Consider the following 25,174-nt stretch of genomic DNA (forward strand, 5'->3'; position numbering starts at 1 on the left):
GTAGCTATATAGAAAAAAGCGCTATGGAACAAATGAAACTTGTATCATGTCTATATATTGAAACCATATTAAAAGTGAGGGCAGTTTTATGTTTATTCAAATAAGTTTGAGGTGTGGAAATGGAACAGAAGTTTATTGGAAAATGTAATCATGACGAGTTCGACTATGTTATTAAAAACTATTGGCAAGATGTATGGAATTATTCATTTATTATTACGAAAGATCCACACTTATCAGATGATATCACACAAGATGTCTTTATAAAGGTTTTTAAACATTGGCATTCGTTTCGAAAGGATTCATCTATTAAAACGTGGATATTAAAAATCACAAGAAATACAGCAATAAACTATTTAAAATCCGCTTATTTTAAAAGGATATCTTTAGTGGGATTTTTTAGTGACGACAAGCAGTCTTCTTCGGCAGAACAACAGTTTTTTAAACAAGAGGAACTAAATGAAGTGTGGGATGTTGTATTAAAACTACCTAAAAAACACCGTGAAATACTAATATTAGACGCAAAATATGAATTATCTTATGAAGAAATGGCTGAAACATTAGGTGTGTCAATTGGAACAGTCAAATCTAGATTAAGTAGAGCGAGAAGTAAAGTTTCAAAACTAATAGGGGAGGGTAGAAGTGATGAACAGTAAAAAAAATCCTGACTGGTATAGTAAATTGAAAAAAGGACCAATGGAGCATCGGAAAGATGAAGAAGAATATATTGATAAAATAAAGCAATCGGTATATCAAAATAGTGAAGTAGATTCTGTAACATATAAGAGACCATTTCGAAAAAAAGCATTGCCTATTGTAGTTGTTTTGGTTTGTACAATGTTATTTTTCATTGTTCAACAACCTTGGCTTGATGATAATAAATCACCGGTACAAAGTAGTACTCAAATTGAGCCGAAAACAAAAGATGAATCTGCTCAAGATCCATCATTGAAACAATTTATAAATGATTTATATCAAAGTACAAATTCAAAAAATGAAAATGATTTGTATAGAGCATTAAATGATGAAGTTCTATTTAAAGGGAAGAGTTATAAGAAGGATGAATTGAAGTTTGATGAAGATATGTTTCATGAGTTGCAAGTCGCTCTTACAATGGGGGGAGAGTTTGCAAATGATACAAAGCAAGTATATAAAGTACCAAGTGGAATGACAGAAAGTAACCAAGCAAAGCGAGACCATTATATATATGTAACTGTTACTGGAAATAAAACGAAAATTTTAGCTGAACCAAAACGAGAATCACAAATTTTACATGAAGTATCTAATGAAATTGTAAAAGCTTGGATTCCAGAAAAAGTGCAGAATGATGAATATATAAAAATATCGACATTTAACGGTAATACTGGGTATGTACAAAAAGAGTATGTTTTAACTGATATTAAATATTCATTTATGTTTGAAAAGAATAATGAAGGTATATGGAAAATAACAAATATAGATTCTATATGGTAAAAGAGGAAGGTTCACTTTAATGAACCTTCCTCTTTGTTTTTATTTTCTTATTGAAGTGTATGCCAGAAATCTAAAACTTCTGCTGTAACGAGAGCAGCGATGTTTTTTTCTGAATTACTACCAGGAATAACGACAGAAATGGCGATTTGTGGATCTTCGGTAGGAGCACATGAAATGAAAAGAGAATGATTTATCATTCTTTCTTGCTCATTCGGAGAACCTGTACTACCCGTTTTACCTGCGACATGAAAGGGTAAATTTTTAATCTCCTCTATATTCTGACTCATTCCACCTTGCACGACACTCCAAAATTCCATAGGATAACGGTTTGAACTTTCTAAAATTGGTTTAAACTTTTTTGTGTCCTTACCGTCCTGACCAATAATAGCACTTACAATTTTAGGTTTATATTTATCACCTTTGCTTGCCAAAGTTGCTGCATATTGAGCGAGTTGAAGAGGTGTATGCACTTCATTTTCTCCCCAAGAGGCATTTAATAAAGCGGAGATTCCCTTTTCAAACGTATTAGATGGATGGAATTCATATTGTCCGTCTTCTTCAAAGGGTAAATCAATCCCGGTTTTAGAACGTAGGCCGAATTGCATTAAATAATCTGTCCATATATGTGCCACTTTTTCTATATTCCCATTATTTTGGTTGAATAAGGGCAGAGCTACTTTTGCTGTCATAAATGTGTTAGATGAATTAATGATAGCTTGCCTTGGTGTAATCTCACCTGTTGGTGTTCCAGGTGCATTCGAAATGTTATTTTGATTATCATACTGAAAAGTACCCTTATCTAAATAAGTATCTTCAGGTTGAAAAAGCTTTTCGTTTAATCCAATTAAAATAGTAAGCGGCTTTATAGTAGAGGACATATTTACATAAGATTCACCATACTTTAATTTTTGAATTGTTTTATTTTGCGAAAGTGATTTAAAGTTTTCATTTTTAGATGATATATGTGTATTTGGATTAAATACTGTGGAGGTGGCCATAGTTAAAATTGCGCCAGTTTTTACATCGCTCACTACAGCATAACCAGCTTTAGCATCAGGTATTTTCTTAATTTGAGATCTTAATGCTTCCTCTGTTTTTTGTTGCAATTTAGAGTCTAAGGCTAGCTGGACATCTTTTCCTTTTTGTACGTTTTGAATGTTCCATAAGAACTTTTTATTACCAATCTTAAAAATAAGAGTTTTTCCTGGTTTTCCTTTTAAATCATTTTCATATTGCAGCTCAATCCCACTTTTTCCAACAGCCATATGCTTTGAATTAAGGTCATTTTCTACATACCCAATTACCTGCGAACCAATTTGGTGTTTAGGATAATATCGAATCCATTCCTCTTTAATTATTACATTATTGGGTTTGTTTTTGTTTATGAATGTAAGTTCATTCTCAGTTATATCAGAGTATAACGGTATATCATTCATAGTCTGCTTTTTACAAGATTGTTGTAATTGAGAGTTTATGTTCTTTGTAGAAATATCATGTTGAAACTCGCTTGAAAATTGATTAAAAAAAGCTAATGTGTTTGATGTGTCTTGTTTCGATAGCTTTTCATCATTAGAAGTGCAATATAGAGACTTAATTTTCTTATTTATAGCTAGTATTACACCATTTTGATCAAAAATCTTTCCTCTTTCAGCTGAAGAAGTTGCGATAGTAATTGAGATGAAGTTGATTTTTAATAAAATTAGTAAAATCAAACCTAGAATAGAAAGAACCGCAAAAATTCTCCATCTTTTTGTATGTAACATATAACCCTCCCTTATGTAGCCTATTTTATCTTATATTTAATTATTTTTTTTGTAAATGTGGAACAACTTTATTGTTTAGGTTGTCTATTAAGTATTACAGCATGAAGAAAGGAATAATTAGTATGAAAAGTTACTAACAAGTCTATTTATAAGTTTAATATGAGTCATTATGCAGTTTAGCATTTCTAATGTAAGCAACAAAAAAATAGAGAGAAAAACAAGAAAGGCGATTTATCAATTACTGGGCTGTACCCTATGCCCATCAAGCTAATATTTTCAGGAACCCCAAAAACAAAAATTCTATCTCTTGACATTTATTTATGTAAATTCAGCTCGTATTTTTGAACGACATGACGATTTTATCTTATTCAGCCTTGTTTAAAGTTACTTCCCTAACGAGTATATCCTACATCTTTTGCGAGCCTTTGAAGATCCAAAGCTCGATTGTTGTATTAGTAATCAATATATAAAATGCATATGTACAAAATTATATTCATAAAAACAGAGGTGTAAAATGAACATTATTTTCAATATAATCGCTAGTTATGCGATTCCTACGATACTACTCACACTCTTGTTACTATTTGTATTTATTTTTAGTTATTTTGTAGTATACAAAAAGATATATAAAAGAGAAAAAAAACTAACTGTAAAACAAATTATATTGTTTGTTTTAATAACAGGATACTATTCCCTTGCATTATCAGCTACTTCATTTGGTCGTTCAGATGATATGGCCTTTGCAAGAACCATTGATTTTGATGTACTTAGTGTTTATAAAAAAGCATGGAATACATTTTCATTTACTTCCTTTTTCCATATCATTGTGAATATAGGTATGCTTTTTCCTTTAGGAATTTTATTCCCTTTATTTAGTAAGGTTTTTCAAAAAACAAAATGGATGTTAATCATCTCAATTATAGCAAGTTTATTGATTGAAATTCTTGAATTTACACTGCAACGAGGAAGCATGGAACTAGCAGATTTACTTCATAATACTTTAGGCATGATGTTAGGATATTCTGTGTTAAACATAGTTCTTATATTTTTGAAAAAAAATGAAACAGATACAAAAATACTCAAATATTTATACCTTCCCATTACAGTAAGTTTCGTCGCAATCGGAATAATGATTTCGTATCAAATGAAGGAATTTGGAAATATGCCTATTGATCCCATTACAAAAAATGATATGTCTCAAGTTACTATAAAAACATCAATAGTGTTAAAAGACGAAGGGAAAAAAATGCCTGTTTACAAATATTACGGTACAAAAAAATCACATGTTCGAGATGTTGAAATTCTTTCTCCAAAGGAAGCATTTCAAAAACTAAAACAAGGAGAATTTGATTCTATAGGATCTTTCAAAGAAGGTGATACATTATTCATCACAAAATATAATATAGATTACTATACTGATACAAAAGGTTTCTCACAGCCTATATATGTTTTTGAAGTTCACTTAAATGATAGGGATAGTTGGTTTCAACCTATTTCCGCAAAGAAATAACGTAAATTGGGTTTTGTTGCAAAGCTTTTTAAGAAATAAACAGAGACCTGAATGTATGAAGAAATATTATGAAGGGCATGAGGATTGGTATGAAAATGTGACGGAAGCAGAACATGGTGATTTATTAGGGGGCACTATACATGCCCATCATGCTAAGGTCTTGAAGTACCCTCTAAACGGAATTTTTACTTTTCTACAGTTATTTATGTGAATTCAATTCGTTTTGGGGGTAATTGATTTCTTAGATTGATAGATGTGGTGAGACCCCACATCTATCAACTTAAGAATTTGGTAGTTCCTCAAAACGAAGAAATTTTTTATTTCGTAGACACTTTAAAATATTAGCTTGATAGACATGTGGTGATGCCCATTAACTTAAGAATGGAAACAAAGTGTACTTTCATTTTGTGGGGTAAAGCATTCCTAAAATAGAAGCATACTCTTAATATTACGCATACCAAATAAACCCTACCGTTTTATTAAAAGTCAAGGGAATAGTAATGAAATCCTATATTTATGCGATTGAATATAATGTCACACATTGTATAAGGTAAAAAGGAAAGGATAGATGAACAGGAGAGTATACCTGTTTACATCTATCCTTTTTTAAAACAATATGACCACATTTACTACTACAACAAAGATTTTTACCACAACAAATTTTCATATAGTTATTGAACTATTTTTTGAATAACTAAATTAACCTCTTCGTTAACTTTAATTACGAATAAATGGTCCCCTTCACCTTCAAATGGATTAACTACATCTTCATTAAAAGATTCAGCATGTTGTCTACCATATCTATTAAACTAGCGGTTCTTATTTTCCCTGATTCCTTTCCATACCTAAGGTACCCAAAAGTCCACTGGATTCCCGAGGCTACTATCCACATTTGTGTCTCTGAAAAGACTTTTTGTGCCACTAGATGTAACTGTAGATTCCTGAACAAGTAAAATCATGAAAATACACACAAAGTTAGATTATCATCCATTACATTACTGTTTTGCTTCGTTCGAATAGAAAAACTCGGAAGAACGCCACTTGTTCGATATCTCCTCAATGTGATAAGGTGTCGTTCTGCAGCATCCACCTATTAAACGTGCACCTGCTTGGTACCACTCTTCAGCTTGAATATCCAACGCGTTACATTGTTCATGACCATGCCATGCTTTTGTTTCTGGATTATAAGTTTCACCAGAGTTTGGATAAACAATAATCGGTTTTTTGGTGTTTGCCCTCAAATCTTGGATTGCACCAGTCACAACGGTTACTGGCGCACAATTGATGCCTATCGCTACAATTTGTTCACTTTTCTCAAAAACTCGTGCACACTCCACTAGTTTCATACCTTCACTAATCTCTTTCTCATTTTTTAGCGAAAAGGAAAGCCAAGCATATGTTTCTGGAAACTCACGCAATAATGTATCTAATACTCTTGCTTCTTGCAGGCAAGGGATCGTTTCAAATGCCAATAAATCTGCACCTGCTTCGATTAACGCAGACATTCTCGAACGGTGAAAGTCTGCTAATGTTTTATCTGTCACACCATAGTTACCTACATACTCTGAACCATCTGCAAGGTAAGCCCCGTACGGCCCAACTGATGCAACAACCAATGGTTTAGGCCTATTCGATTGAATATTTTCCTTCCAAAAATCATCTCTTGCCCTTCTTGCAAGTAACACCGTTTTCTTAATTAATTCCAAAGCTTCCTGTTCTTGTATTCCACGCGCGGAAAAACCACTAATAGTAGCTTGATAGCTTGCTGTTATGGCACAGTCCGCTCCAGCACGAAAATAGTCCGAATGAACCTGATAAATTAGTTCCGGTTTTTCTAATAACACACGTGCCGACCAAAGGGGATCGTCCAAATTACATCCATGCCCCTCCAATTCAGTAGCTAATGCTCCGTCAAGAAGCATAATGGAATGTTGGGATAAAATAGCATCAATTGGGTTGATTTTGTTCGACATAATCTACACTCCTCTTTTTTAGATTTTTTGTTAGATAATAACTTCCATAGCAAAACAAAATAAACAGTATGCCGCAATATAAGGCAATTCTCTGTGTTGGATCGAATGCAATTCCAATACACGATGCCAGACAAAGGCTAAAAGAAGCAATTGGTACTAATGGATATAGTGGTGTGCGATAAATCAAGTCCTTTTCAGAATTTCCTTCTTTCAAAAATTGTCTGCGAAATAGGAACTGGGAAGCACTAATACTCATCCAAACTATAACTACTGCTAGACCGGAAATGGAAACAAGTACGATATAGACAGTATCTGGTGCCACAATACTTGAGAGCAAAGCCAAAGCTCCACCCACCATGCTGAAAATGACGGCGTTGATTGGAACACCTTGCTTCGTCATTTTCCCAAAAATCGGGGATATCGTATTCTTATTAGCAAGCGACCAAAGCATTCTAGAAGAGGCATAAAGGCCTGAGTTTGCCGCAGATAAAATGGCTGTTAAGATAACGAAATTCATTATGTCAGCTGAATATGGCACCCCAATTCGTTCTAGAACTGCAACAAAAGGGCTCTCTAATACCCCTGCATCGGAAATAGGCAATAACGCAGATAAAACAACAATCGTGCCTACAAAAAAGATGATCAATCTCCACAGAGTAGTTCGAATGGCCATCGGTATCATTTTTTCCGGGTTCGCTGTTTCTCCAGCTGCAATGCCTATTAATTCTGTTCCCGAAAAAGAAAAATTAACCGCAAGCATGGTCATCATAATGGCCGTAGCACCATGAGGAAATAAACCTCCACTTGTAAAATTAGAAAAGAATGGTGCTGCTTTTGAATGAGTCATTGGAAGAAACCCTAGCATTGCCGCTACTCCTAAAACAATAAAAATCGCAATAGCTATAACCTTTATCGATGAAAACCAAAATTCGGATTCGGCGAAAAATTTAACAGTCAGGATATTTAATACAAAGATCAAAATGGCAAAAAGAGCACTCCATACCCAAATATTAACCGATGGAAACCATCGCTTCATAAGTAATCCTGCGGCTGTAAATTCAGAACCTAAAGCCACAGTCCAAGTTAACCAATACAACCAGGCTACTGTATACCCTGTACCCGGTCCAATGTATTTAACTGCATAACTATGAAATGCGCCCGTTTCAGGCATATGTACGGAAAGCTCGCCTAAACATAGCATAACTAGATAAACCACTAGCGCACCAATCAGATAGGATAGAATTGTTCCAAACGGTCCAGCTTGTTGAATAGTGTAACCCGAGCTTAAGAATAAGCCAGTTCCAATCACCCCACCAAGTGATAGCATGACTAAATGACGTGCTTGCATTTTCCTTTGAAATTCTCGCCCATTTCTGTTCTCCATTTCTACTCTCCTTTAGTTACTATCCAGAAAAAACAAAAACGCACTCTAAAAAAGAGGGCGCTACTGACAAATAAAAACGGAAGCTCTCATCTATCAGGATTATCACCCGCTGGAATTAGCACAGTGTCTACTTAAGCAGACCTGTTGCTGAGGTTTCATAAGGCCAGTCCCTCCACCTCTCTGGATAAGAAATATTTTTTTATAACCTTATCAATCCATTTAATAACTGTCAAGATAATTCTGTTTTTTAAAAAAATTATCTATTATAGAAATACAAAAAATAGAGTATTACTATAACTGCAAGCCACTCCTTCTCGGGTATTATTTAAAGATCGAACATACAAAACCTGATTTATTTATGATACGGTTCACAAGTACTTCCTCAAAATTTAATGCACTTCTAAATATCTTCTTACTTCTTTGGCTATGGGGTCACCATACATAACCATCAACTCAGGAGATTTTAATACCCTCCAATATCAAAAAACATTATCCTTTCTAAACAAGCTAAATTAGAAAGGATAATGTTTTCTTATGAATCTCTCGATTTAAGATAAATTATTACCATTTGCAGAAGAATTACAACGATATGTTACACCTGTATTCTTAGAAGAACTTGCAAGAGAAATAGGATTTATTAAGCGAAAACTTAAGTTTTCTGGATCAGAATTAGCTGCTATTTGCATTTGGATTAGTCAACGGGTGGCAAGTGATTCCTTGGTTCGATTATGTAGTAGGCTTCATGCAGCGACAGGCACTTTACTTAGCTCTGAGGAACTTAATAAAACTTCTATTGAAGTTTCTAATTGACTACAAAGTTGAGTAAGAGAGGTAGTAGCGATTTGTTGATTTAACCATACACACAAAGATAAAAAATGGTGCCCATGGCACTTGCGTTTTCGTTTCATTCCGCCTGCTTCTATGGCTAATTGATTAAGTGTAGTAGGAGACATATATCGATATAACTCTTCAGCAAATAAAGACAACTCTTGTTTTTGATGAATATTTATAAAAAGCACGTCACCCTTACTCATTAACATAAGAGAATAGTAACGTGCTTTTAACTTCAAGAATAGTCTAAATCCTTAAGTTGATGGATGTGGGTTATCGCCACATGCCCATTAAGCTAAAAATAGATTTTCTATGAAATTCCATTTTTTTGTTGTGCCACTATTACCGTTTCTGTTTCGTTATCAGATAAGCTCAAATTTCTTCTTCGTCTTAAAGTGGAACAAATTTATTACTTAAATTGTCTATTTAGTACACTTTTTAAATATGAATATATTTCTTAAAGTAACTTCAATAATTTTAAGTAAATCAACAGGAGAATTGAAAGGCAGGAGAAAGTAGCATGTCAGAAAATTATCGTTCTCGAGAGGAGAGACGACAAGTTAAAAAGAAAAAACAGCCTTCTGCTAAGAAACAAAATGCAAAAGGTAAAACATCTTTTTTTCGTAAGTTTTTAGTTAGTTGTTTATTACTTGGTATTGTGGGGTTAGTCGCAGGGGTTGCTACCTTTTTCGTTATGATCAAAGATGCTCCAAAACTTGAGAAAGCAAAACTTGTTAATCCGTTATCCTCAAAAATTTATGATAAAGATGGGAAATTGATATATGAATATGGAAAAGAAAAACGAACGAATATTATGTATGATCAGATTCCTAAGTTAGTAGAAAATGCGTTTTTAGCAACGGAAGATGCACGTTTTTACGAGCACAGTGGCGTAGACTATAAAGGTACTGCACGTGCAGCCTTAGTCAGCCTAAAGGGGGATTACGGTTCTCAAGGTGGAAGTACGATTACACAGCAAGTTATTAAAAATTACTTCTTATCGATGGAAAAAACGTCAAAGAGAAAGGCGCAAGAAATATACTTAGCATATAAGCTAGAACAACAGTATTCAAAACATGAAATTTTAGAAATGTATTTAAATAAAGTTTACTTAGGTAACCGTTCATACGGAATCGCAACAGCAGTACAAAATTACTATGGTAAGGAATTAAAAGATTTAACACTACCAGAAGTTGCAATGCTTGCTGGTTTAATGAAAGCTCCTAATAACTATGATCCAACGAAAGAACAAAATATCAAAAAAGCAACAGAAAGAAGAAATGTTGTACTTAAATTAATGAATCGACATGGTTATATTACAAAAAAAGAAATGGAAGAAGCATCAAAAGTTCCAGTAACAGAAGGACTTAAGAAAGCAACTGAACAAAAAGAAATGCCCTATCCAGCTTTTATGGATGCGGTTGTGAAAGAAGTTGAAAAAGAGTTGCCAGATGTTAATATAGGATCTGACGGTTTAGAAATTTATACAACATTAGATCCAAAGGCACAGGATTTTGCGGACAAACTTTTAAATAAAGATATTATTAATTATCCAAATGAGAAATTCCAAGGGGCTTTCACATTTATGGATACGAAAACAGGAGAAGTACGTGCAATTGGTAGTGGACGTGGTGAAAATAAAGCTGTTTTTAAAGGACATAATATTGCAATTGAATTAAATCGCTCAGCAGGTTCAACGATGAAACCAATTTTTGATTACGCTCCTGCAATTGAATATTTAAAATGGGCTACTTACCATCAAATTGATGACTCTCCATTTAAGTACTCAACGGGACAAGAAGTTAGAAATGCTGATAGAAAGCATTTAGGACCAATTACAATGCGTGATGCATTGAAAACGTCCCGAAATATCCCGGCAATAAAAACTGCAAAAGAAGTAGGGATTAATAAATCAAAAGTTTTCTCTGAAAAGCTAGGTATTACATTTAATGTAGCACCGACCGAATCAACAGCGATTGGTACAAATGAAGCGTCACCGACTGAAATTGCAGGTGCTTATGCGGCATTTGGTAATGATGGTAAGTATACGAGGCCACATTTTGTTAAGAAAGTCATTTATTCAGATGGTAAATCAAAAAGTTTTGAGCAAAAGCCAAAACGAGTTATGAAGGATTCTACAGCATATATGATTACTGATATGCTTCGTACTTTTGTTTCATCTGGATTAGGTACAACAGCTAATATAGGTTCTTTAGATATAGCGGGTAAAACAGGTACAACAAACTATTCTTTAGAACAAATAGCACAATATAATCTACCAGAAAGTGCAACTCGTGATAGTTGGTTTGCTGGTTATACACCACAATATACGATGGCAGTATGGACCGGATATACAAAGGATAGTAAAGATGATTATATTAGTAGTAAAAATACGAAAATAGCTCAATTGATTTTTAAAGAAATGATGAGTAAGTTTGCTACAGATAAGTCACAATTTAAAATGCCGAACAGTGTAGTTCAAGAAGGTAGCGAATTACGTATTAAAGGTGAGAAGCGTGATTCTTCTCCAAATACGAAAATAGAAAATACGACTGAACAGCCGAGTGAAAATAAGCAAAAAGAAAAGCAAAAGAAACAAGAAGAGCAAAAGCAAAGTGAGCCAAAAAGTGGTAGTGACCAAGGGAATACAACACCACCAAACAATGGTAATAGCCAAGGAAATACAACGCCGCCAAAAAGTGGCAGTGACCAAGGGAATACAACACCACCAAACAATGAGGATGACCATGGAACGCTACCGTCACCAAGTAATGATGGGAATACAGGAGAGGCTCCAGCTAATAATGGATAATATGTAATCATATAATTAAAAAACGCAATCCTTTTTGTAGAAATATACAGAAAGGATTGCGTTTTTATCATTTTAGCCAAGAAGACTCCTTCCTCAAGGAGCGTGAAGGGTCACAGTCCAGTGAGTAGGTGGGAGATGAATTGGCTTCGAACAAGGGATGGCAGGAAGCCATCTTAATTGTTCGACATATAGAAAGTATTACTCCACTACCTATCGAATGTACGTTTGGTATATAATAGTCATATACCGAAATGGAGGTGAATCAAATAATGATTAATAAAGCCTATAAGTTTCGTATCTATCCAAATCAAGCACAAGCAATTCTAATCAACAAAACGATTGGGTGTTCTCGCTTTGTATTCAATCATTTCCTATCCTTATGGGATCACGCATACAAAGAGACAGGAAAAGGCTTGACCTATGGTATATGCTCTGCCAAACTACCTGCCATGAAGAAAGAGCTTGTTTGGCTAAAAGAAGTGGATAGTATTGCGATTCAGTCGTCTGTTCGCAACCTTGCGGATGCTTATACGCGCTTTAAATCTAAGAAGAACAACGTACAATCTTATACCACAAAACAAACAAATGAAAATATTGCCGTTGTAGGGAACAAAATAAAGTTGCCGAAACTAGGCCTTGTTCGATTTGCCAAAAGTCGCGAAGTAGAGGGGCGTATTGTAAATGCTACAGTTAGACAGAACCCTTCTGGTAGATATTTTGTGTCACTATTAGTTGAAACAGAAGTACAAGAACTTCCGAAAACACATTCTTACATTGGAATAGATGTAGGACTAAAAGATTTCGCTATTTTGTCAGATGGAACACACTATGAAAATTCGAAATTTTTCCGATCATTAGAAGATAAGTTGGCGAAAGCACAGCGTGTTCTTCCTAGAAGAATGAAAGGATCTTCTCGCTGGAATAAACAACGAGTAAAGGTAGCTAGAATTCATGAATACATATCAAATACTAGAAAAGATTACTTGGACAAAATTTCAACTGAAATCATCAAAAACCACGATGTTATCGGTATAGAGGATTTGCAAGTATCGAATATGTTAAAGAATTATAAGTTAGCAAAAGCAATTAGTGAGGTATCTTGGTTGCAATTTCGATCAATGTTAGAATACAAAGCAAAATGGTATGGCAAACAAGTCATTGTCGTATCGAAAACATTTGCTTCCAGCCAATTATGTTCTTGTTGTGGATATCAAAATAAAGACGTTAAAAATCTAAACCTACGTGAATGGGACTGTCCTTCTTGTCGTACACACCATGATAGGGATATTAACGCAAGTATCAATCTAAAGAATGAAGCGATAAGGCTTCTAACCGCAAGGACTGCGGGGTTAGCCTAATCAATTAGAGTTCAATAGAACTCTTTACTTAGGAATCCCTCACTTCTAAACGAAGTGAAAGTGGGGGTAGTTCAAGTATTCTAAAAGACATAGTCAATTAAACAAACTATAAATGAGATATATCAGAGACAAAGGTTATCACAATCTACATGTTTGAACAAGTAGGATTCTTCTCTTTTGGGATGTACCTTTTCTTTTTATAAAAAATTCAATCAAAAAAACTTGAAAGTTTATGTTATACGTAAAAAAAGCGAATCTATTTTCAAAATAGATTCGCTTTTTCATCTCCTAATAACTTAAAAACTTAAACTTAAAATAGAAAAAATGAATGAAGTATTCGGATGATAGTAAATGCCTGAGTGATTTCAATGTATACATGACGAATCAGTTTGTATTTATTTCCTTGATAGGATTTTACATAATATTAATTTTTTGTGAATTATTAATCTGAAAATAATTTGATTTAAGGTATTATTCACACAAAATGAATACCTTTATGTAATTTATTTGATTTATAAGGTAGTTAGGAATACCAAATCAAAACATAAAAGCTCATTATTGATTGATACTTTATAAAGTTGTATTAATATGTGTCATAAAATAATATCAAAATATAATTATAAATAGAATAAGGGAGGACTATGTAAAAAAGTAATAAATACAAGGTCATAAACTGTTTTTGCACGTAAGTACATGCTAAAGAAACCAAAACTATTAAATTGATCAAGGAAATGAGAGGGAGATACTATGGGGAATAAATCAAATTATAAAACCAAAAGAATACTAGTAGCTACTGCAACATTAACTATAATTGCTTCTGGAATGGCTTCTTCATCAGATGTCTTTGCAGAGGAAATGCAGCAGCAAAAAAATTTATCGCCATCACTGCAAAGTGAAAAGTCAGTTAAATCAGAAAATAGAACATTTACAGTCCCAGGAAAAGGGGATGTTGAGGTACTAAAACAACAGGAAAGAAAAAATATGGCATTTAGTCCATATGAACCAACTGGTTTATATGCAAAGCCAAATGAACAAATAACGATTAATGTAGAAGGTAATCAAGATATTCAGGTATATATTGGAACGTATTCGTATGATGCTTCTTGGAGAGAAGATTCTAAGATAAAATTATTTACATTAAAACCTGGTATAAACACAATCCAATCTCCAAATGGGGGGATGATTTATTTTTATAATAAACAACAAGGTGGTACCATTCGAACAACAATCACAACAGGTGGAACGACTACGCCTTTCTTTGAACTAGGAAAGCATACGAAACAAGATTTAATAAACATGCTGGACCAATATCCTAATGCACATGCAGTGGAGTTAAAAGGCGAACGTGTATTAATTACGGCCAGCCCTGCACGTGTTAAGAAATATTTGTTGGGTTCTAATACAGATCCTGTACAACTCTTAAAAAAGATGGATGAAGCTACTCGAATTCAAGACAAAGTAGCTGGATTATCTGAAGAACAAGTAGATAAACATTATGTTCATTACGTAGAAGAAAATCATTCTCCTGATTATTATATGTATGCAACTTCTTATCGAACCGCATATGTAGGAGATGCAATCCAATACGTGTTAGATATTAATAAATTTATAACAGATGGCTGGGGCCCTTGGCATGAGGCAGGACATTTGAGACAACAATCACCCTGGAAGTTTTATAATATGACAGAAGTACAAAATAATATATACAGCCTTTCTGTAGAAAAAGCATTTAATCAACCATCCAACTTAGAGAAAAGTGGAATTTATCCAAAAGCATTTCAATATCTAGAACAAGTGAATAAAAATTATGATGAAATTAGCGATGTTTTTGTAAAGCTTGTTATGCTTTGGCAACTACAGTTAGCGTATGGAGAGGATTTCTATCCTAAATTGCATCAATTGTATAGAGATATGCCTTCAAGTGAACTTCCACAAACTGATGAAAATAAAAAACAATTATTTATGATTTCAGCATCAAAAGTAGCCAAACAAAATTTGATTCCTTTCTTTGAGAAGTGGGGATTACGTCCAAATAATGATACCATTCAAAAAGTAGCTGCATTAGGATATCCAATTTTAACAGCAGAGATTTGGAAGGGGACGGATTCTAATCCAATTAAACCAGATATGCCTAATGAAAATAATATTTTAGAAGGAAACCAGTTTGCATGGTCGCTGAAAGGGATTGGAGATTTTGAATTCGCAAAAGTAAATTTAAATAAATCAACAGAAGAAATGCAAATAGATCTAAAAGCAGGTGTACCACATAACTACTTTGATAGTACATATGCAAGTATTAAAGTGCAAAACACATCAGGTAAAGTGGTCTATAACAAAGAGATTTATGGAAACAAACAGCAAAATGCTGAATCGCAAAAAGTTCCAGTCAAAGTAGGCGATTATATAGAGTTAACACATCTAGAAGGTGTACATAGGGCTACTCTTACAAATGTAGATAATAGTAAACAAGAGAGCTTTGGAAAAAAAGCCATATACGAAGTTACAAAGGAAGGCCTGAAGAAAGTAGAAAAAATGCCAGAAGCAACAATTTTAGAAGGAAACAAGTTTGCGTGGTCATTAAAAGGATATAGTGATAGAGAAATTGCAAAAGTAGATTATGATAAAACGGTAGAAGAGATGAAGGTAAAACTAGAAGCAGGTGTACCACATTCCTATTTTGCTAGTACGTATGCGAGTATTAAGGTCCAGAATTCTTCTGGCAACGTTCTGTACAATAAGGAAATCGTGGGAAATAAACAACAAAATGCTGAAAGCCAAACTGTGCCCGTCAAGGTAGGGGATTACATTGAATTTACCCATATAGAAGGAGAAGCAACAAAGGAAAAAACGCGAGCAACTTTAACTAACCTTGAAAATAACAAAAATGAAACCATTGGAAAGACAGCGAGGTATCAAGTTACAAAAGAAGGCTTGAAGAAAGTAGAGAAAATGCCAGAAACAACGGTTTTAGATGGAAATCAATTCGCTTGGTCATTAAAGGGATATAATGATCGGGAAATCGCGAAAATAGAATATAACAGAGCAACAGAAAAAATGCAGATTAAATTAGAAGCGGGTATCCCCCATTCCTATTTTACTAGTACGTATGCAAGCATTAAAGTTCAAAACTCATCGGGCAATATATTGTACAATAAAGAAATTGTAGGAAATAGACAACAAAATGCTGAAAGCCAAACCGTTCCAGTTAAGGTAGGGGATTATATCGAGTTTACTCATATAGAGGGAGAAGCACAAAAGGAAAAGACCCGTGCCACACTTACTAATCTTGAGAATAGTAAACAAGAATTTGTAGGCAAGAAAAAAACATATCAAGTTACTCCTACAGGATTATTAATAAAATAGATAAAAAGGATGTCTAAAAAATAGAATTTTTTTAGACATCCTTTTTTATTATTAAAAAACGCTAATTATTAATAGTGATATAGGATGAATTCTATAGCCCACTAACTATTATATATACTCAAAAAATCAAGTTATAGCTAATCTTCCAAGGATTGACACATCTATTCTTAGTTAATCATGTTATACTTTTCACAAGTGAAATGCTACAATATCAAATCCTAGTTTTATGACATCCTTCTGTTGCCACAGTTTATAAAAGGTCAATTCCTCATAAATAACTATAAAATTATATTTTTTGTTTTTGGGGGTGATCTATTTTTTGGCTTGATAACGACGTGGTGGTACCCCATGGCCATCAATTTAAGGAATGTAAACACCCCAAAAACAAAAAATGAGCTGACTTCTCAAAATAGTTTCACAGAAAAAAAGAAAAGCAGACTCCCATAAAAGAGCCTGCCTTCCCTGCTTTGTAAAACTAAGAAGCTTTACGTACGTTTGAAGCTTGAGGTCCACGTTGACCTTGCTCCAAATCAAAAGTCACTGCTTGACCTTCTTCTAAAGTTTTATAACCTTCGCCTTGAATCGCTGAGAAATGAACGAATACATCGTCTCCACCTTCACGTTCGATGAATCCGAAGCCTTTTTCGCCATTAAACCATTTTACATTACCTTTTTCCATTTGTATTGCCTTCTAGTGTGTAAACACACATAATGTAATACTATCCTTGCTCTCAGTGATTATAAAGGTGAAAAGTTACAAATCCTTTACACCGAACAAAAATAATTCATTTTAATAATAACATTTTTTGTAATAAATGTCAAGGTGAAGAAAAAACATTAAGCTCACTATTTCTTTATAAAGGTTTCCTTTAAATATGATTATTGTATTTCGAGAGGTTCATTATAAATCTTAGCTATATATTTTACAAAATCAATGACGGGATAGTGTATGAGTGAACGGTGTTGCGTAAAACGAACCCCTGCTTTTTCCATTTTCGAAATGAGTTGTTCAACTTCCAACTCTTTTTGTTGTATTCTATTATAATTTTGATATACAATGTTTTTCCATTGATAGGAAGAGCCATGAAAATAACTCTCTCCTTTTACCCTGTGACTAAATATAATTTCTATTTTTTCTCTACGTTGTTTTTCCCTCATATGCGCTTCCGTTGACTGCATGTTTATCGCCTCTTCCTTTTGTGTTGTATGCTATTTCACAAAATTTGGTCTAACTCATCATAGCCAATGTACATTGATGTTGTTGGGAATTGTAGTTTAAGGCTATCTCATCAACTGTATTTGTTTTTCAAATGCTTAATCTAATATATTGGATTTTACATCTAAATAGGTTGATGGTTTGTATAAAATACTATCAATACTTATTATAAAACGATTCTTTATAGGCATGCATCTTTTTACAATCAACAAGATTTACAACATGACGAGTATCATCATCCATGAATGTTACCCTCAGGATCCCTTTTTATATGAAGAAATCATATGAAAACATAGTGCTCTTAAAAAATTTTGTTACAAATTTATTATGTTTAACTTAAAAAAAGGAAAGTAATATTTATTTGTAGAAAATTTTTAAGGATAAAAATAGGATGAATATCCATGGTAAGAAAAGGGGGCACTCATATGCTAACGAATGATTTAGATTTTCGATTAGAACCAAGTTTAAAAGAACTGTATGAACAACATAAAATAAGAGCGCAGAAGATAGACTGGGGTTATCATGAGTTTTTACCATGGGATAAGGGAATGGACTTTAAAAGAGTTCCTTGGGATGAAAGTCAAGTTACTCTTCCTTCTGGTGTAATTACGGCCATTGAAACAGCTTTATTAACAGAAGTGAATTTGCCATGGTTTACAACGTATTTATCTTCGACTTTTAAAGGATCCCTTTCTGTTATTACAGACTTCATTCATACTTGGACCTCAGAAGAGGATCAACATTCGAATTTATTGGAGACATATTTACTACTCACTCGAAGTGTGAATCCTAAGCGAATACATGAATTAAGAAAGTCAGTCGTTGAGGGTGGATTTGAGCCTGATTTTCATACACCAATCGAAGCCATGACGTATACGACGCTACAAGAACTTGCAACGATGGTGTTTTACAATAATGTTGCTAAGGTTGCAAGTAAGCATGATTCAGATCTTGCTACATTATTACGCCGTCTTGCAAAAGATGAAACACTTCATTATGCGTTTTATCGAGACGTTATTCGAATTCATTTAGAACTGGAACCAAATTATTGCTACCATATTGCCAATGTGATTAGGAATTTTCAAATGCCAGGTGCCGTCATGCCTGATTTTGAAAATAGAATGGCTGTGATTGCAAAAGAAGCAAACTATGGACCACTACAATATTTTGATCAAGTACTTGATGTAGTGGTTGAGTATTGGGGGTTAAAAGACTTACGACCAATTGCCCCTCTAGCAGAAAAAGCAAGAATTGAGATTTTGGAGTACCACACAAGGTTGAAAAAAATAAGGGATCGATTTGGTCGTTTTCAAGGGAAAACGGATCTACGTTAATGAGTAGAGGTTTCAGAATAGGCGAGGGGAAATTCCCCTTCCTTTTATTAGAAATCTTACACAATCCCTATGGTTTTTGTGCTAGTTTTACTTAATTTAATTTTTAAAGAAAAAACAATTGACAACAAAAATAATTTCATGATATTATAAAATATTTGATAAAAAACAACATATGTGTTAAGCTTGAGAAGGTTACCACATATGGAGGTGGATTATATGTTTCAAATTGGCGATAACATTGTTTATCCAATGCACGGAGCAGGTATAATTGAAGCCATAGTAGAAAAAGAATTCTCAGGAAAAAAACAACAGTATTTTGTCATAAAAATGTCGATCAGTAAGATGCAAGTCATGATTCCTACGGGTAAAATATTGAATTCGAATATACGCCCAGTTACTGATATACTTGCATTAAAGCACATTATACACATTTTTCAGCATGAAGAATCCTGTAAATTACTGCCGTGGAAACAAAGGCATAAAGTGAACACGGACAAAATAAAAACGGGTGAAATACAAAAAGGTGCTGAAGTTGTACGGGATTTAATGCGTATGAAGAAAGAAAAAGCACTGAATACAAGCGAAAAAAAATTGTTGGATGATGCATATAGATTTTTGGTCAGTGAACTAGAATTAATTAAAGGAATCACTGAAAATCAAATAAAAAGTTTCTGTTAAGGTTCATTATAAATAATGAATTATATCTCCGAAAACATCCTGAATTTTTCGGGAATATGATGAGTATTAAAAGCAAATCATTTCAAAGATATTCAATTTCTTCAACTCACTTTTAGAGTAGGAACCTCTTTTGTTATTACTTCAATCTAATCCATTTTTATTTTAAAATTTCTTTTACGAACGTTCGAAGTTTCATCAAATAACTCGATTAAATAGTCACTTGATTTTTGCAATCCTGATTCACACTGGCACGGACAAGGAGCCGTAAGGATGAAAGAGAGGTAGGGCTTTCATTGTTTTAGGTAATATACTATCTAAGTCATTATTTTTAGAAGAAAAAACAATTAATTTAACCGCTATCTTTAAGAGTTTCTTACATCTAATGAGCCAGTGTATAGTAATTGTTTATCCTCTTTACGTAAAATTGATAAACGAACTGGTAACACTATATGGTCAACTACAAAAAATGGTTTCCAGACCAGGAAACCATTTTAAATTTTATTTACATACAAATAGAAAATTAAGCAATAAGAAGGAGTGCACACATGAAAAAAATGTTAACAAAAGAATTAAGTAATGAATTAAAGGAGCGAGAAGGGATCATCTCTATTACAGTTGAGCCGTATGAAAAAATCGAAGTTGGTGGAATTCGTGTAGATGGACCAGCTGTTATTCTAATTAATCAAGAATAGCTAAAAATAGTTTCATGCAAGAAGAAAAGGATCAGCCTTTAAGAGAAGGGAGGATCCTTTTTGTTTGCTGCTACTTTTATTTAAGGTGTTGGGGTTAAAAGGAAGGAGAGGGTTGGGATTATCATGGTAGAAAGCTTAATATTGGTAGGGTTTCTTTTTACGTTATATAAATTAGTTGATAAAAAAACAAACTAATTTATATAACGATATATTGTTTCCTTTTTTAGGACGAAATTTATTTGATAGTGAAATGGATAATTTAAAGGAGGAATTTAGATGGATGCAAGGAAAGAACGCATAAAATACGAAAAGATGTCAAAGAATTATGACCGTATTTATTCAGTTTCGTTTATCCTATTAATTATACTTGTTTGTAGTAGTGTAATTATCATAGGAGCTACAGGAGGAAAATATGGAGTGTTTTTATTGTTAGCAATTTTACTTAATGCACGTATTACGAAGGAATCTCAAAAAAAGTATGAGTATTATTCTAATAAAGGGCGTATTTAAAATCATACATATCCTAAAAGGAACAAACTAGATTTACATTCAAAATATCCCTTTATCATCTCCTGTTAACTGGCAAAAGTAACTTTATATAAATCATTTTTTGAGCAATGTAGAAATAGAAAACGTACCCTATTAAAATGTTATTTCCGTTCCTATAATGAATTATCCTTCTAGCATATTTATAAGATTTATATCATATATTAGGAGAAAGAATGTAAATTAGAAAGGAGTCTTATAGAATGAGTTATTCAAAAGGAAATGACTTGAGTGAACAACATATGGTAAGTACACCTAATCCCTACGTATATCAGACATTACAATCAGTAATTGGTAAACATGTGGTTATTGAAACCGTAAGAGGTAATGTAAGAGGAAAGTTAAAAGATGTGAAACCAGATCATTTGCTTATTGAAGATACGGCGCCATATATTGTACGCATTCAACAAATTGTATGGATTATGCCAAAACAATAATCAAATTTATAAAAAATTAATGTCATAGTCCACTAAGTAAAAACACAGGGTTTTATCTCTGTGTTTCTTCAAATTTCCGTTTTTGAATATATGCTTGAGCATGGATAATTTCTTTTTGGAGTTCTTTTAATTCTTCCGTAGATCCAGATTCAATCCTCATGTACGTAGTAACTAGACTAATCATCATATCCATCTTCTCTACTATATTTTGAATGACTTGTTCAGATTGCTCTTTTTTAGGGTGTTGTATTGCTATTAAAGCATTTTCTATATAATTGTTCTTTCTTTTCCGGATATCATAAATAAACTGTTTTGTGTTTGAGTTCATTTGTTTCCCCTCCGTTTTGGATATATTTTCATTCTATCATATTTGAATGGAAAATATTGAATGGGCCGTTCTTACTTGTAACATTCATCTGTTAAAGGGATTGTCACAAGTAATTTTGGTGAAGAACTCAATTATAAATGGTATGAAGTTAAGAGGTAGGTGAAAAGATTGATTCTAAACTGTTTCACTCTTTTGTTGTATAATTTTTAAATCTTAATAGATTAAATGTATTGTAAAGAAGAAAGAAGTAATTGAAAAAAGTACACCAAAATAAGAAAGTCTTATGCTATATCAATCTATAAAAAATACCAAACAAGACGATCTTGTTCTCCAAGGAGATAAACTTTTTATTAAAGGTTTTAACTCACTAACTATGTGCATAATAATAAAAGAAGAGATGCTGGCAAAATCCCGTCTAATTTGTAACCGCTGCCTTTAGGTGGTATATTGAAAATTTTAATTATTTTTTCTTTGAACCACCTTTCTTACGTTTGGCAGACGTCTGGGTGGTTCTTTTACTTTTATTATTATTACGGTGTAGAAAGACATAAATCTCTATACTAAAATCTCATAAATATTCGTTGATAAATAGCCATTATCATAAATTTTGTAGGTACTTTCAGGTCTCAATAATGTGACATGAAAGTCTAAGCTTTTTGAACTAGGGACAAGAAACCTTAAACTACTTATCTTATTGTAGAAAGACATGAAAGTGGGAACTAATTTTATAGCGTGAAATATTGAACTGCCAACAAAAGGAGTTCATGTAGTATCCACTTTCTTGTCCTCATATTGAGACATGAAAGTGGATACCTTTTAAAATAGAGATACCAAAGTGGTTACTTTCTGAATAGAAATACAATATCGATATACTAAGCACCAGATCAAAATACGTTTAACAATTAACAATAAGGATGATATTTCATCTAAAAAAATTGAAAATAAGACTTTCTTGCCCTTGTACATGTACAAAGAGGAGGGATTTAAACCTAATTTCAGAACTTTACATTTAATATTAATCTATTTATTACCGTATTATCTGATATGATCTCCTCATAGTAGACAGTAAAAAGAAATCACATTGATTTGTTTACTATGGAGGGGATTTTTTATGGGCAACTTTAGGGTAACTTACAATATAGGCATTAAAAAAGTGCCGTAAATTTATATCTTAACGAAGGAGTTTCATACAAAACGAGCGCTAAAATATTAGGAATTGAACACTCTGTCGTAAGACGTTGGGTGAGACGCTTTGAAGCTGAAGGTATTAAAGGACTAGAGGGAAAATGTAGAAAGACGAGAATCAAATCGAAGATACGGAAGCCAACAAGATAAAGCGAGTAGAAGGAAAAGACTGTATTACGGGAATAAAGAAGCTTATATGATTTCAAATAATCATTTGAACAGGAAGTTCCAGGTTTCAAAACCGAACAAAAAATGGGTAACAGATATTACCTATTTGATTTTTATTGGGTAGAGATTGTATCTATCCGCTATTAAAGATCTGTACAATAATGAAATTGTTCCTTATAATATCAGCCATAGAAATGATCTGAAATTAGTGTTAGACACATTGAAAAGGGTAAGGAAAAAACGGAATGTGAAAGGAGTTCTCCTGCATAGTGATTAGTGGGTTCCAGTATACATCCCGTCAATACAATCAACTAACTACTTAATAAATGTCAGATGAAGGTGAGTATGTCTAGAAAGGGAAACTGTTGGGACAATGCTTATATAGAGAGTTTTTTCAGTCACCTTAAGTCAGAGTGTTTTCATTTATGCTCTTTCCGTACAGCTGATGAGGTTATGTTTGTCGTGCGCAAATATATACCCTTTTATAATCATCAAAGGTTTCAAAAGAAATTAAATAACCTGAGTCCATATAAATAGAGAACTCAAGTTTCTTATCTGTGCTTTTTAAATCTTGTCTACTTGACAGCGGCCACTCCATACTTCAATTAATTGAAATGTCTACGAAAATAGTTTTCTCAGACTCACTTTGATTAAGAATTTACAAATATATGATGTTAGAAATATACCAGGAAATTAATACTTTTAAGTCCCCCATATACTTTTATTAAATAAGTGAGGGACTCCTATTATGTTAATATCTTTTTATTGAAGTGTATCAACTTTTGTTCGAATTTAGAAAATAATATAGAGTTCGTATCGCTTTTTTAATTGTATTTTTATGTAAAACTTAAATTACAAACAATATCATCTAAAATACTCTTCATTTTTTCTGAATCCTCGCTTTTTACAATGACATAGCCCTCTGTATCATTAACATTTACTCTGCTTTTTTTCACTGAATCTCCAACTTGCGGAAAGCTATATTCCATTATCTCATCTTTATATTTATTATATAAAGAATCCCATCCATTAATTTTGTTGATAAAATCAACATTTTCAGCAGTTAAAAATATAATGCCAGCTTGCCAAAATCTATTATATGACACACTGATAGGCATTTTTAATAAATGATGAGCCCATATTTTTTCCGTTGAAAAATCTTGAGAATAATTTATTAATAACGGGATATTAGCACCTGGTATCCTTGCACCCACTTCGTTGATGAGTACTCTGTTATTTTCATCAATAAAATACTCAATATGTGCAAAAGAATGTTGAATGTTAAGAGCTGCAATAGCCTTTGCTCCTAAATTCCTAATTTCACAATCTATATTTTCAGGCAAATCATTTTTTAAATATACTCTATGTCCATGTGGATTTAGGACTGTATCTATAATTGTTGGTTCATATTCGGTTATAGTACCAAAAATCACCTTTCCATCTTCCACGATAACATCATAGCTACCTTCAACAATAATTTCTATATACTCTTCCGCCTGAAACAGTTGTTGGTTATTAAAAAAATCATTGTATGCTATTCTTGCTTCATGTTCGTTATTAACTTTGATTATCCCTCGACATCCAGCGTTATTTAAAGGTTTAAATATATACGGATAATTTCCATTATTTATAATTTCATTTATTTTTTCTGGATTGTTAATTAGCATATGTTTAGCACACGGGACATTATTTTCCATAAATTTTTTTTTCATTTCATGCTTATTTCTTAAAGGAATAATATCTGCAGTTTTCAATCCAGGAAATTCAAACTCCTCCCTAATTCGAGCTACGTTTTCTATATAGAATTCATAAGGGGTTTCAATTTGATTAACGTCTATATTTTCCAAAAGCTCATGTATAGCATTTTTTAATGCCTTAAAGTTTCTAGGATCTTCTTCAATACAAATAATATTAGCATTAGTATTTACAGAATTCACGTTAGGTCCTATCCAAATGACTTCACTACACAATTTAGATAATTCAAAAATGTAATTATAATAATTTACTGGTGCTGCAACTATAATAGTATCCATAGCTCAACCTCTCTTAACATATTCTTTAATTTTTTTGAAATTATAACAGTGAACTATATAAAAGTATCTATCAATACAATCTTGGGACTTTTT

At 32.9% G+C, this 25,174-nt stretch carries 20 protein-coding genes, 2 pseudogenes and 1 riboswitch; of the genes and pseudogenes, 14 read left to right on the forward strand and 8 right to left on the reverse strand.

The window, feature by feature from the left end; genetic code table 11:
- The first annotated feature begins 119 nt into the window (after positions 1-119).
- Together MHI26_RS29155 and MHI26_RS29160 are read left to right on the forward strand one after the other, a co-directional pair.
- The gene (locus MHI26_RS29155) at positions 120-653 is read left to right on the forward strand and encodes an RNA polymerase sigma factor (protein WP_061668089.1); all 534 of its coding nucleotides are present in this window, start codon (positions 120-122) and stop codon (positions 651-653) included.
- Positions 643-1,470: an SH3 domain-containing protein gene (locus MHI26_RS29160; RefSeq protein WP_061668090.1), complete on the forward strand. Its 828-nt coding sequence runs from the start codon at positions 643-645 to the stop codon at positions 1,468-1,470. Before MHI26_RS29155 ends, MHI26_RS29160 begins: the two co-directional genes overlap by 11 nt.
- Positions 1,471-1,517: 47 nt before the next feature.
- Here MHI26_RS29160 and MHI26_RS29165 read toward each other — a convergent pair whose 3' ends face one another.
- Positions 1,518-3,233: a peptidoglycan D,D-transpeptidase FtsI family protein gene (locus MHI26_RS29165; protein WP_061668091.1), complete on the reverse strand. Its 1,716-nt coding sequence runs from the start codon at positions 3,231-3,233 to the stop codon at positions 1,518-1,520.
- A gap of 514 nt (positions 3,234-3,747) precedes the next feature.
- On the opposite strand from MHI26_RS29165, the gene MHI26_RS29170 reads away from it, so the two are divergent.
- Positions 3,748-4,743 (forward strand): VanZ family protein, encoded by a 996-nt coding sequence (locus tag MHI26_RS29170; RefSeq protein WP_061668050.1) that lies wholly within the window; start codon positions 3,748-3,750, stop codon positions 4,741-4,743.
- 995 nt (positions 4,744-5,738) lie between these two features.
- On the opposite strand, the gene mmuM is transcribed toward MHI26_RS29170, so the two are convergent.
- Together mmuM and mmuP are read right to left on the reverse strand one after the other, a co-directional pair.
- Entirely contained in the window at positions 5,739-6,716 is a 978-nt protein-coding gene (gene mmuM / locus MHI26_RS29175; protein WP_061668049.1) for a homocysteine S-methyltransferase, read from the reverse strand.
- Complete coding sequence (mmuP, locus tag MHI26_RS29180) at positions 6,691-8,100, reverse strand: S-methylmethionine permease (protein WP_061668048.1); 1,410 nt, start codon at positions 8,098-8,100, stop codon at positions 6,691-6,693. The genes mmuM and mmuP overlap by 26 nt, the downstream gene beginning before the upstream one ends.
- An 83-nt stretch (positions 8,101-8,183) precedes the next feature.
- A riboswitch (SAM riboswitch) is annotated at positions 8,184-8,291 on the reverse strand.
- A 343-nt stretch (positions 8,292-8,634) separates the two neighbouring features.
- Here mmuP and MHI26_RS29185 point away from each other — a divergent pair.
- A pseudogene (locus tag MHI26_RS29185) lies at positions 8,635-8,886 on the forward strand (IS4 family transposase); the annotation flags it as partial.
- On the opposite strand, the pseudogene MHI26_RS29190 reads toward MHI26_RS29185, so the two are convergent.
- Positions 8,859-9,110, reverse strand: a pseudogene (locus MHI26_RS29190) (IS4 family transposase); the annotation flags it as partial. The pseudogenes MHI26_RS29185 and MHI26_RS29190 sit on opposite strands and share 28 nt — an antisense overlap.
- Before the next feature lie 341 nt (positions 9,111-9,451).
- Between MHI26_RS29190 and MHI26_RS29195 the strand changes: the two are divergent.
- The 3 genes from MHI26_RS29195 to MHI26_RS29205 all read left to right on the forward strand — a co-directional run bounded on the left by MHI26_RS29195 (position 9,452) and on the right by MHI26_RS29205 (position 16,464).
- Positions 9,452-11,743 carry a transglycosylase domain-containing protein gene (locus MHI26_RS29195; RefSeq protein WP_061668046.1) on the forward strand — a complete coding sequence of 764 codons (2,292 nt, stop codon included), beginning with the start codon at positions 9,452-9,454 and terminating at the stop codon, positions 11,741-11,743.
- A gap of 269 nt (positions 11,744-12,012) precedes the next feature.
- Entirely contained in the window at positions 12,013-13,101 is a 1,089-nt protein-coding gene (gene tnpB / locus MHI26_RS29200) for an IS200/IS605 family element RNA-guided endonuclease TnpB (RefSeq protein ID WP_151547598.1), read from the forward strand.
- A 747-nt stretch (positions 13,102-13,848) separates the two neighbouring features.
- Positions 13,849-16,464, forward strand: a complete 2,616-nt coding sequence (locus tag MHI26_RS29205) for a putative mucin/carbohydrate-binding domain-containing protein (protein WP_340809266.1) — start codon at positions 13,849-13,851, stop codon at positions 16,462-16,464.
- Positions 16,465-16,939: 475 nt separating this feature from the next.
- Here MHI26_RS29205 and MHI26_RS29210 read toward each other — a convergent pair whose 3' ends face one another.
- Together MHI26_RS29210 and MHI26_RS29215 are read right to left on the reverse strand one after the other, a co-directional pair.
- Positions 16,940-17,143, reverse strand: a complete 204-nt coding sequence (locus tag MHI26_RS29210) for a cold-shock protein (protein WP_000410775.1) — start codon at positions 17,141-17,143, stop codon at positions 16,940-16,942.
- Between the two features lie 200 nt (positions 17,144-17,343).
- Positions 17,344-17,643: a hypothetical protein gene (locus MHI26_RS29215; protein WP_001192003.1), complete on the reverse strand. Its 300-nt coding sequence runs from the start codon at positions 17,641-17,643 to the stop codon at positions 17,344-17,346.
- A gap of 462 nt (positions 17,644-18,105) precedes the next feature.
- Here MHI26_RS29215 and MHI26_RS29220 point away from each other — a divergent pair, with 462 nt between their 5' ends.
- The 5 genes from MHI26_RS29220 to MHI26_RS29240 all read left to right on the forward strand — a co-directional run bounded on the left by MHI26_RS29220 (position 18,106) and on the right by MHI26_RS29240 (position 21,367).
- Positions 18,106-19,014 carry an acyl-ACP desaturase gene (locus MHI26_RS29220; RefSeq protein WP_061665750.1) on the forward strand — a complete coding sequence of 303 codons (909 nt, stop codon included), beginning with the start codon at positions 18,106-18,108 and terminating at the stop codon, positions 19,012-19,014.
- Between the two features lie 216 nt (positions 19,015-19,230).
- A complete protein-coding gene (locus MHI26_RS29225; protein ID WP_061665751.1) occupies positions 19,231-19,692 on the forward strand; it encodes a CarD family transcriptional regulator in 462 nt (153 codons plus the stop codon).
- 545 nt (positions 19,693-20,237) lie between these two features.
- Entirely contained in the window at positions 20,238-20,384 is a 147-nt protein-coding gene (locus tag MHI26_RS29230) for a BC1881 family protein (RefSeq protein ID WP_097888235.1), read from the forward strand.
- Between the two features lie 276 nt (positions 20,385-20,660).
- Positions 20,661-20,894 carry a hypothetical protein gene (locus MHI26_RS29235; protein WP_061667398.1) on the forward strand — a complete coding sequence of 78 codons (234 nt, stop codon included), beginning with the start codon at positions 20,661-20,663 and terminating at the stop codon, positions 20,892-20,894.
- A gap of 239 nt (positions 20,895-21,133) precedes the next feature.
- Positions 21,134-21,367, forward strand: coding sequence for a YuzF family protein (locus tag MHI26_RS29240; protein WP_000122389.1), 234 nt, complete (start codon positions 21,134-21,136; stop codon positions 21,365-21,367).
- A 52-nt stretch (positions 21,368-21,419) separates the two neighbouring features.
- Here the strand turns inward: MHI26_RS29240 and MHI26_RS29245 are convergent, their stop codons facing one another.
- Positions 21,420-21,695, reverse strand: coding sequence for a hypothetical protein (locus MHI26_RS29245; RefSeq protein ID WP_061667397.1), 276 nt, complete (start codon positions 21,693-21,695; stop codon positions 21,420-21,422).
- 1,206 nt (positions 21,696-22,901) lie between these two features.
- Between MHI26_RS29245 and MHI26_RS29250 the strand changes: the two genes are divergently transcribed.
- A complete protein-coding gene (locus tag MHI26_RS29250; protein ID WP_225988094.1) occupies positions 22,902-23,030 on the forward strand; it encodes a hypothetical protein in 129 nt (42 codons plus the stop codon).
- 363 nt (positions 23,031-23,393) lie between these two features.
- On the forward strand, positions 23,394-23,585 hold the full coding sequence (locus tag MHI26_RS31660; RefSeq protein ID WP_176520923.1) for an IS3 family transposase: 192 nt from the start codon (positions 23,394-23,396) through the stop codon (positions 23,583-23,585).
- Between the two features lie 299 nt (positions 23,586-23,884).
- Here the strand turns inward: MHI26_RS31660 and MHI26_RS29255 are convergent, their stop codons facing one another.
- Entirely contained in the window at positions 23,885-25,081 is a 1,197-nt protein-coding gene (locus tag MHI26_RS29255) for an ATP-grasp domain-containing protein (protein ID WP_061667396.1), read from the reverse strand.
- Between the last annotated feature and the right edge of the window lie 93 nt (positions 25,082-25,174).

Source organism: Bacillus sp. FSL K6-1218 (genome assembly GCF_038006445.1).
Lineage (GTDB): Bacteria > Bacillota > Bacilli > Bacillales > Bacillaceae_G > Bacillus_A > Bacillus_A thuringiensis_S.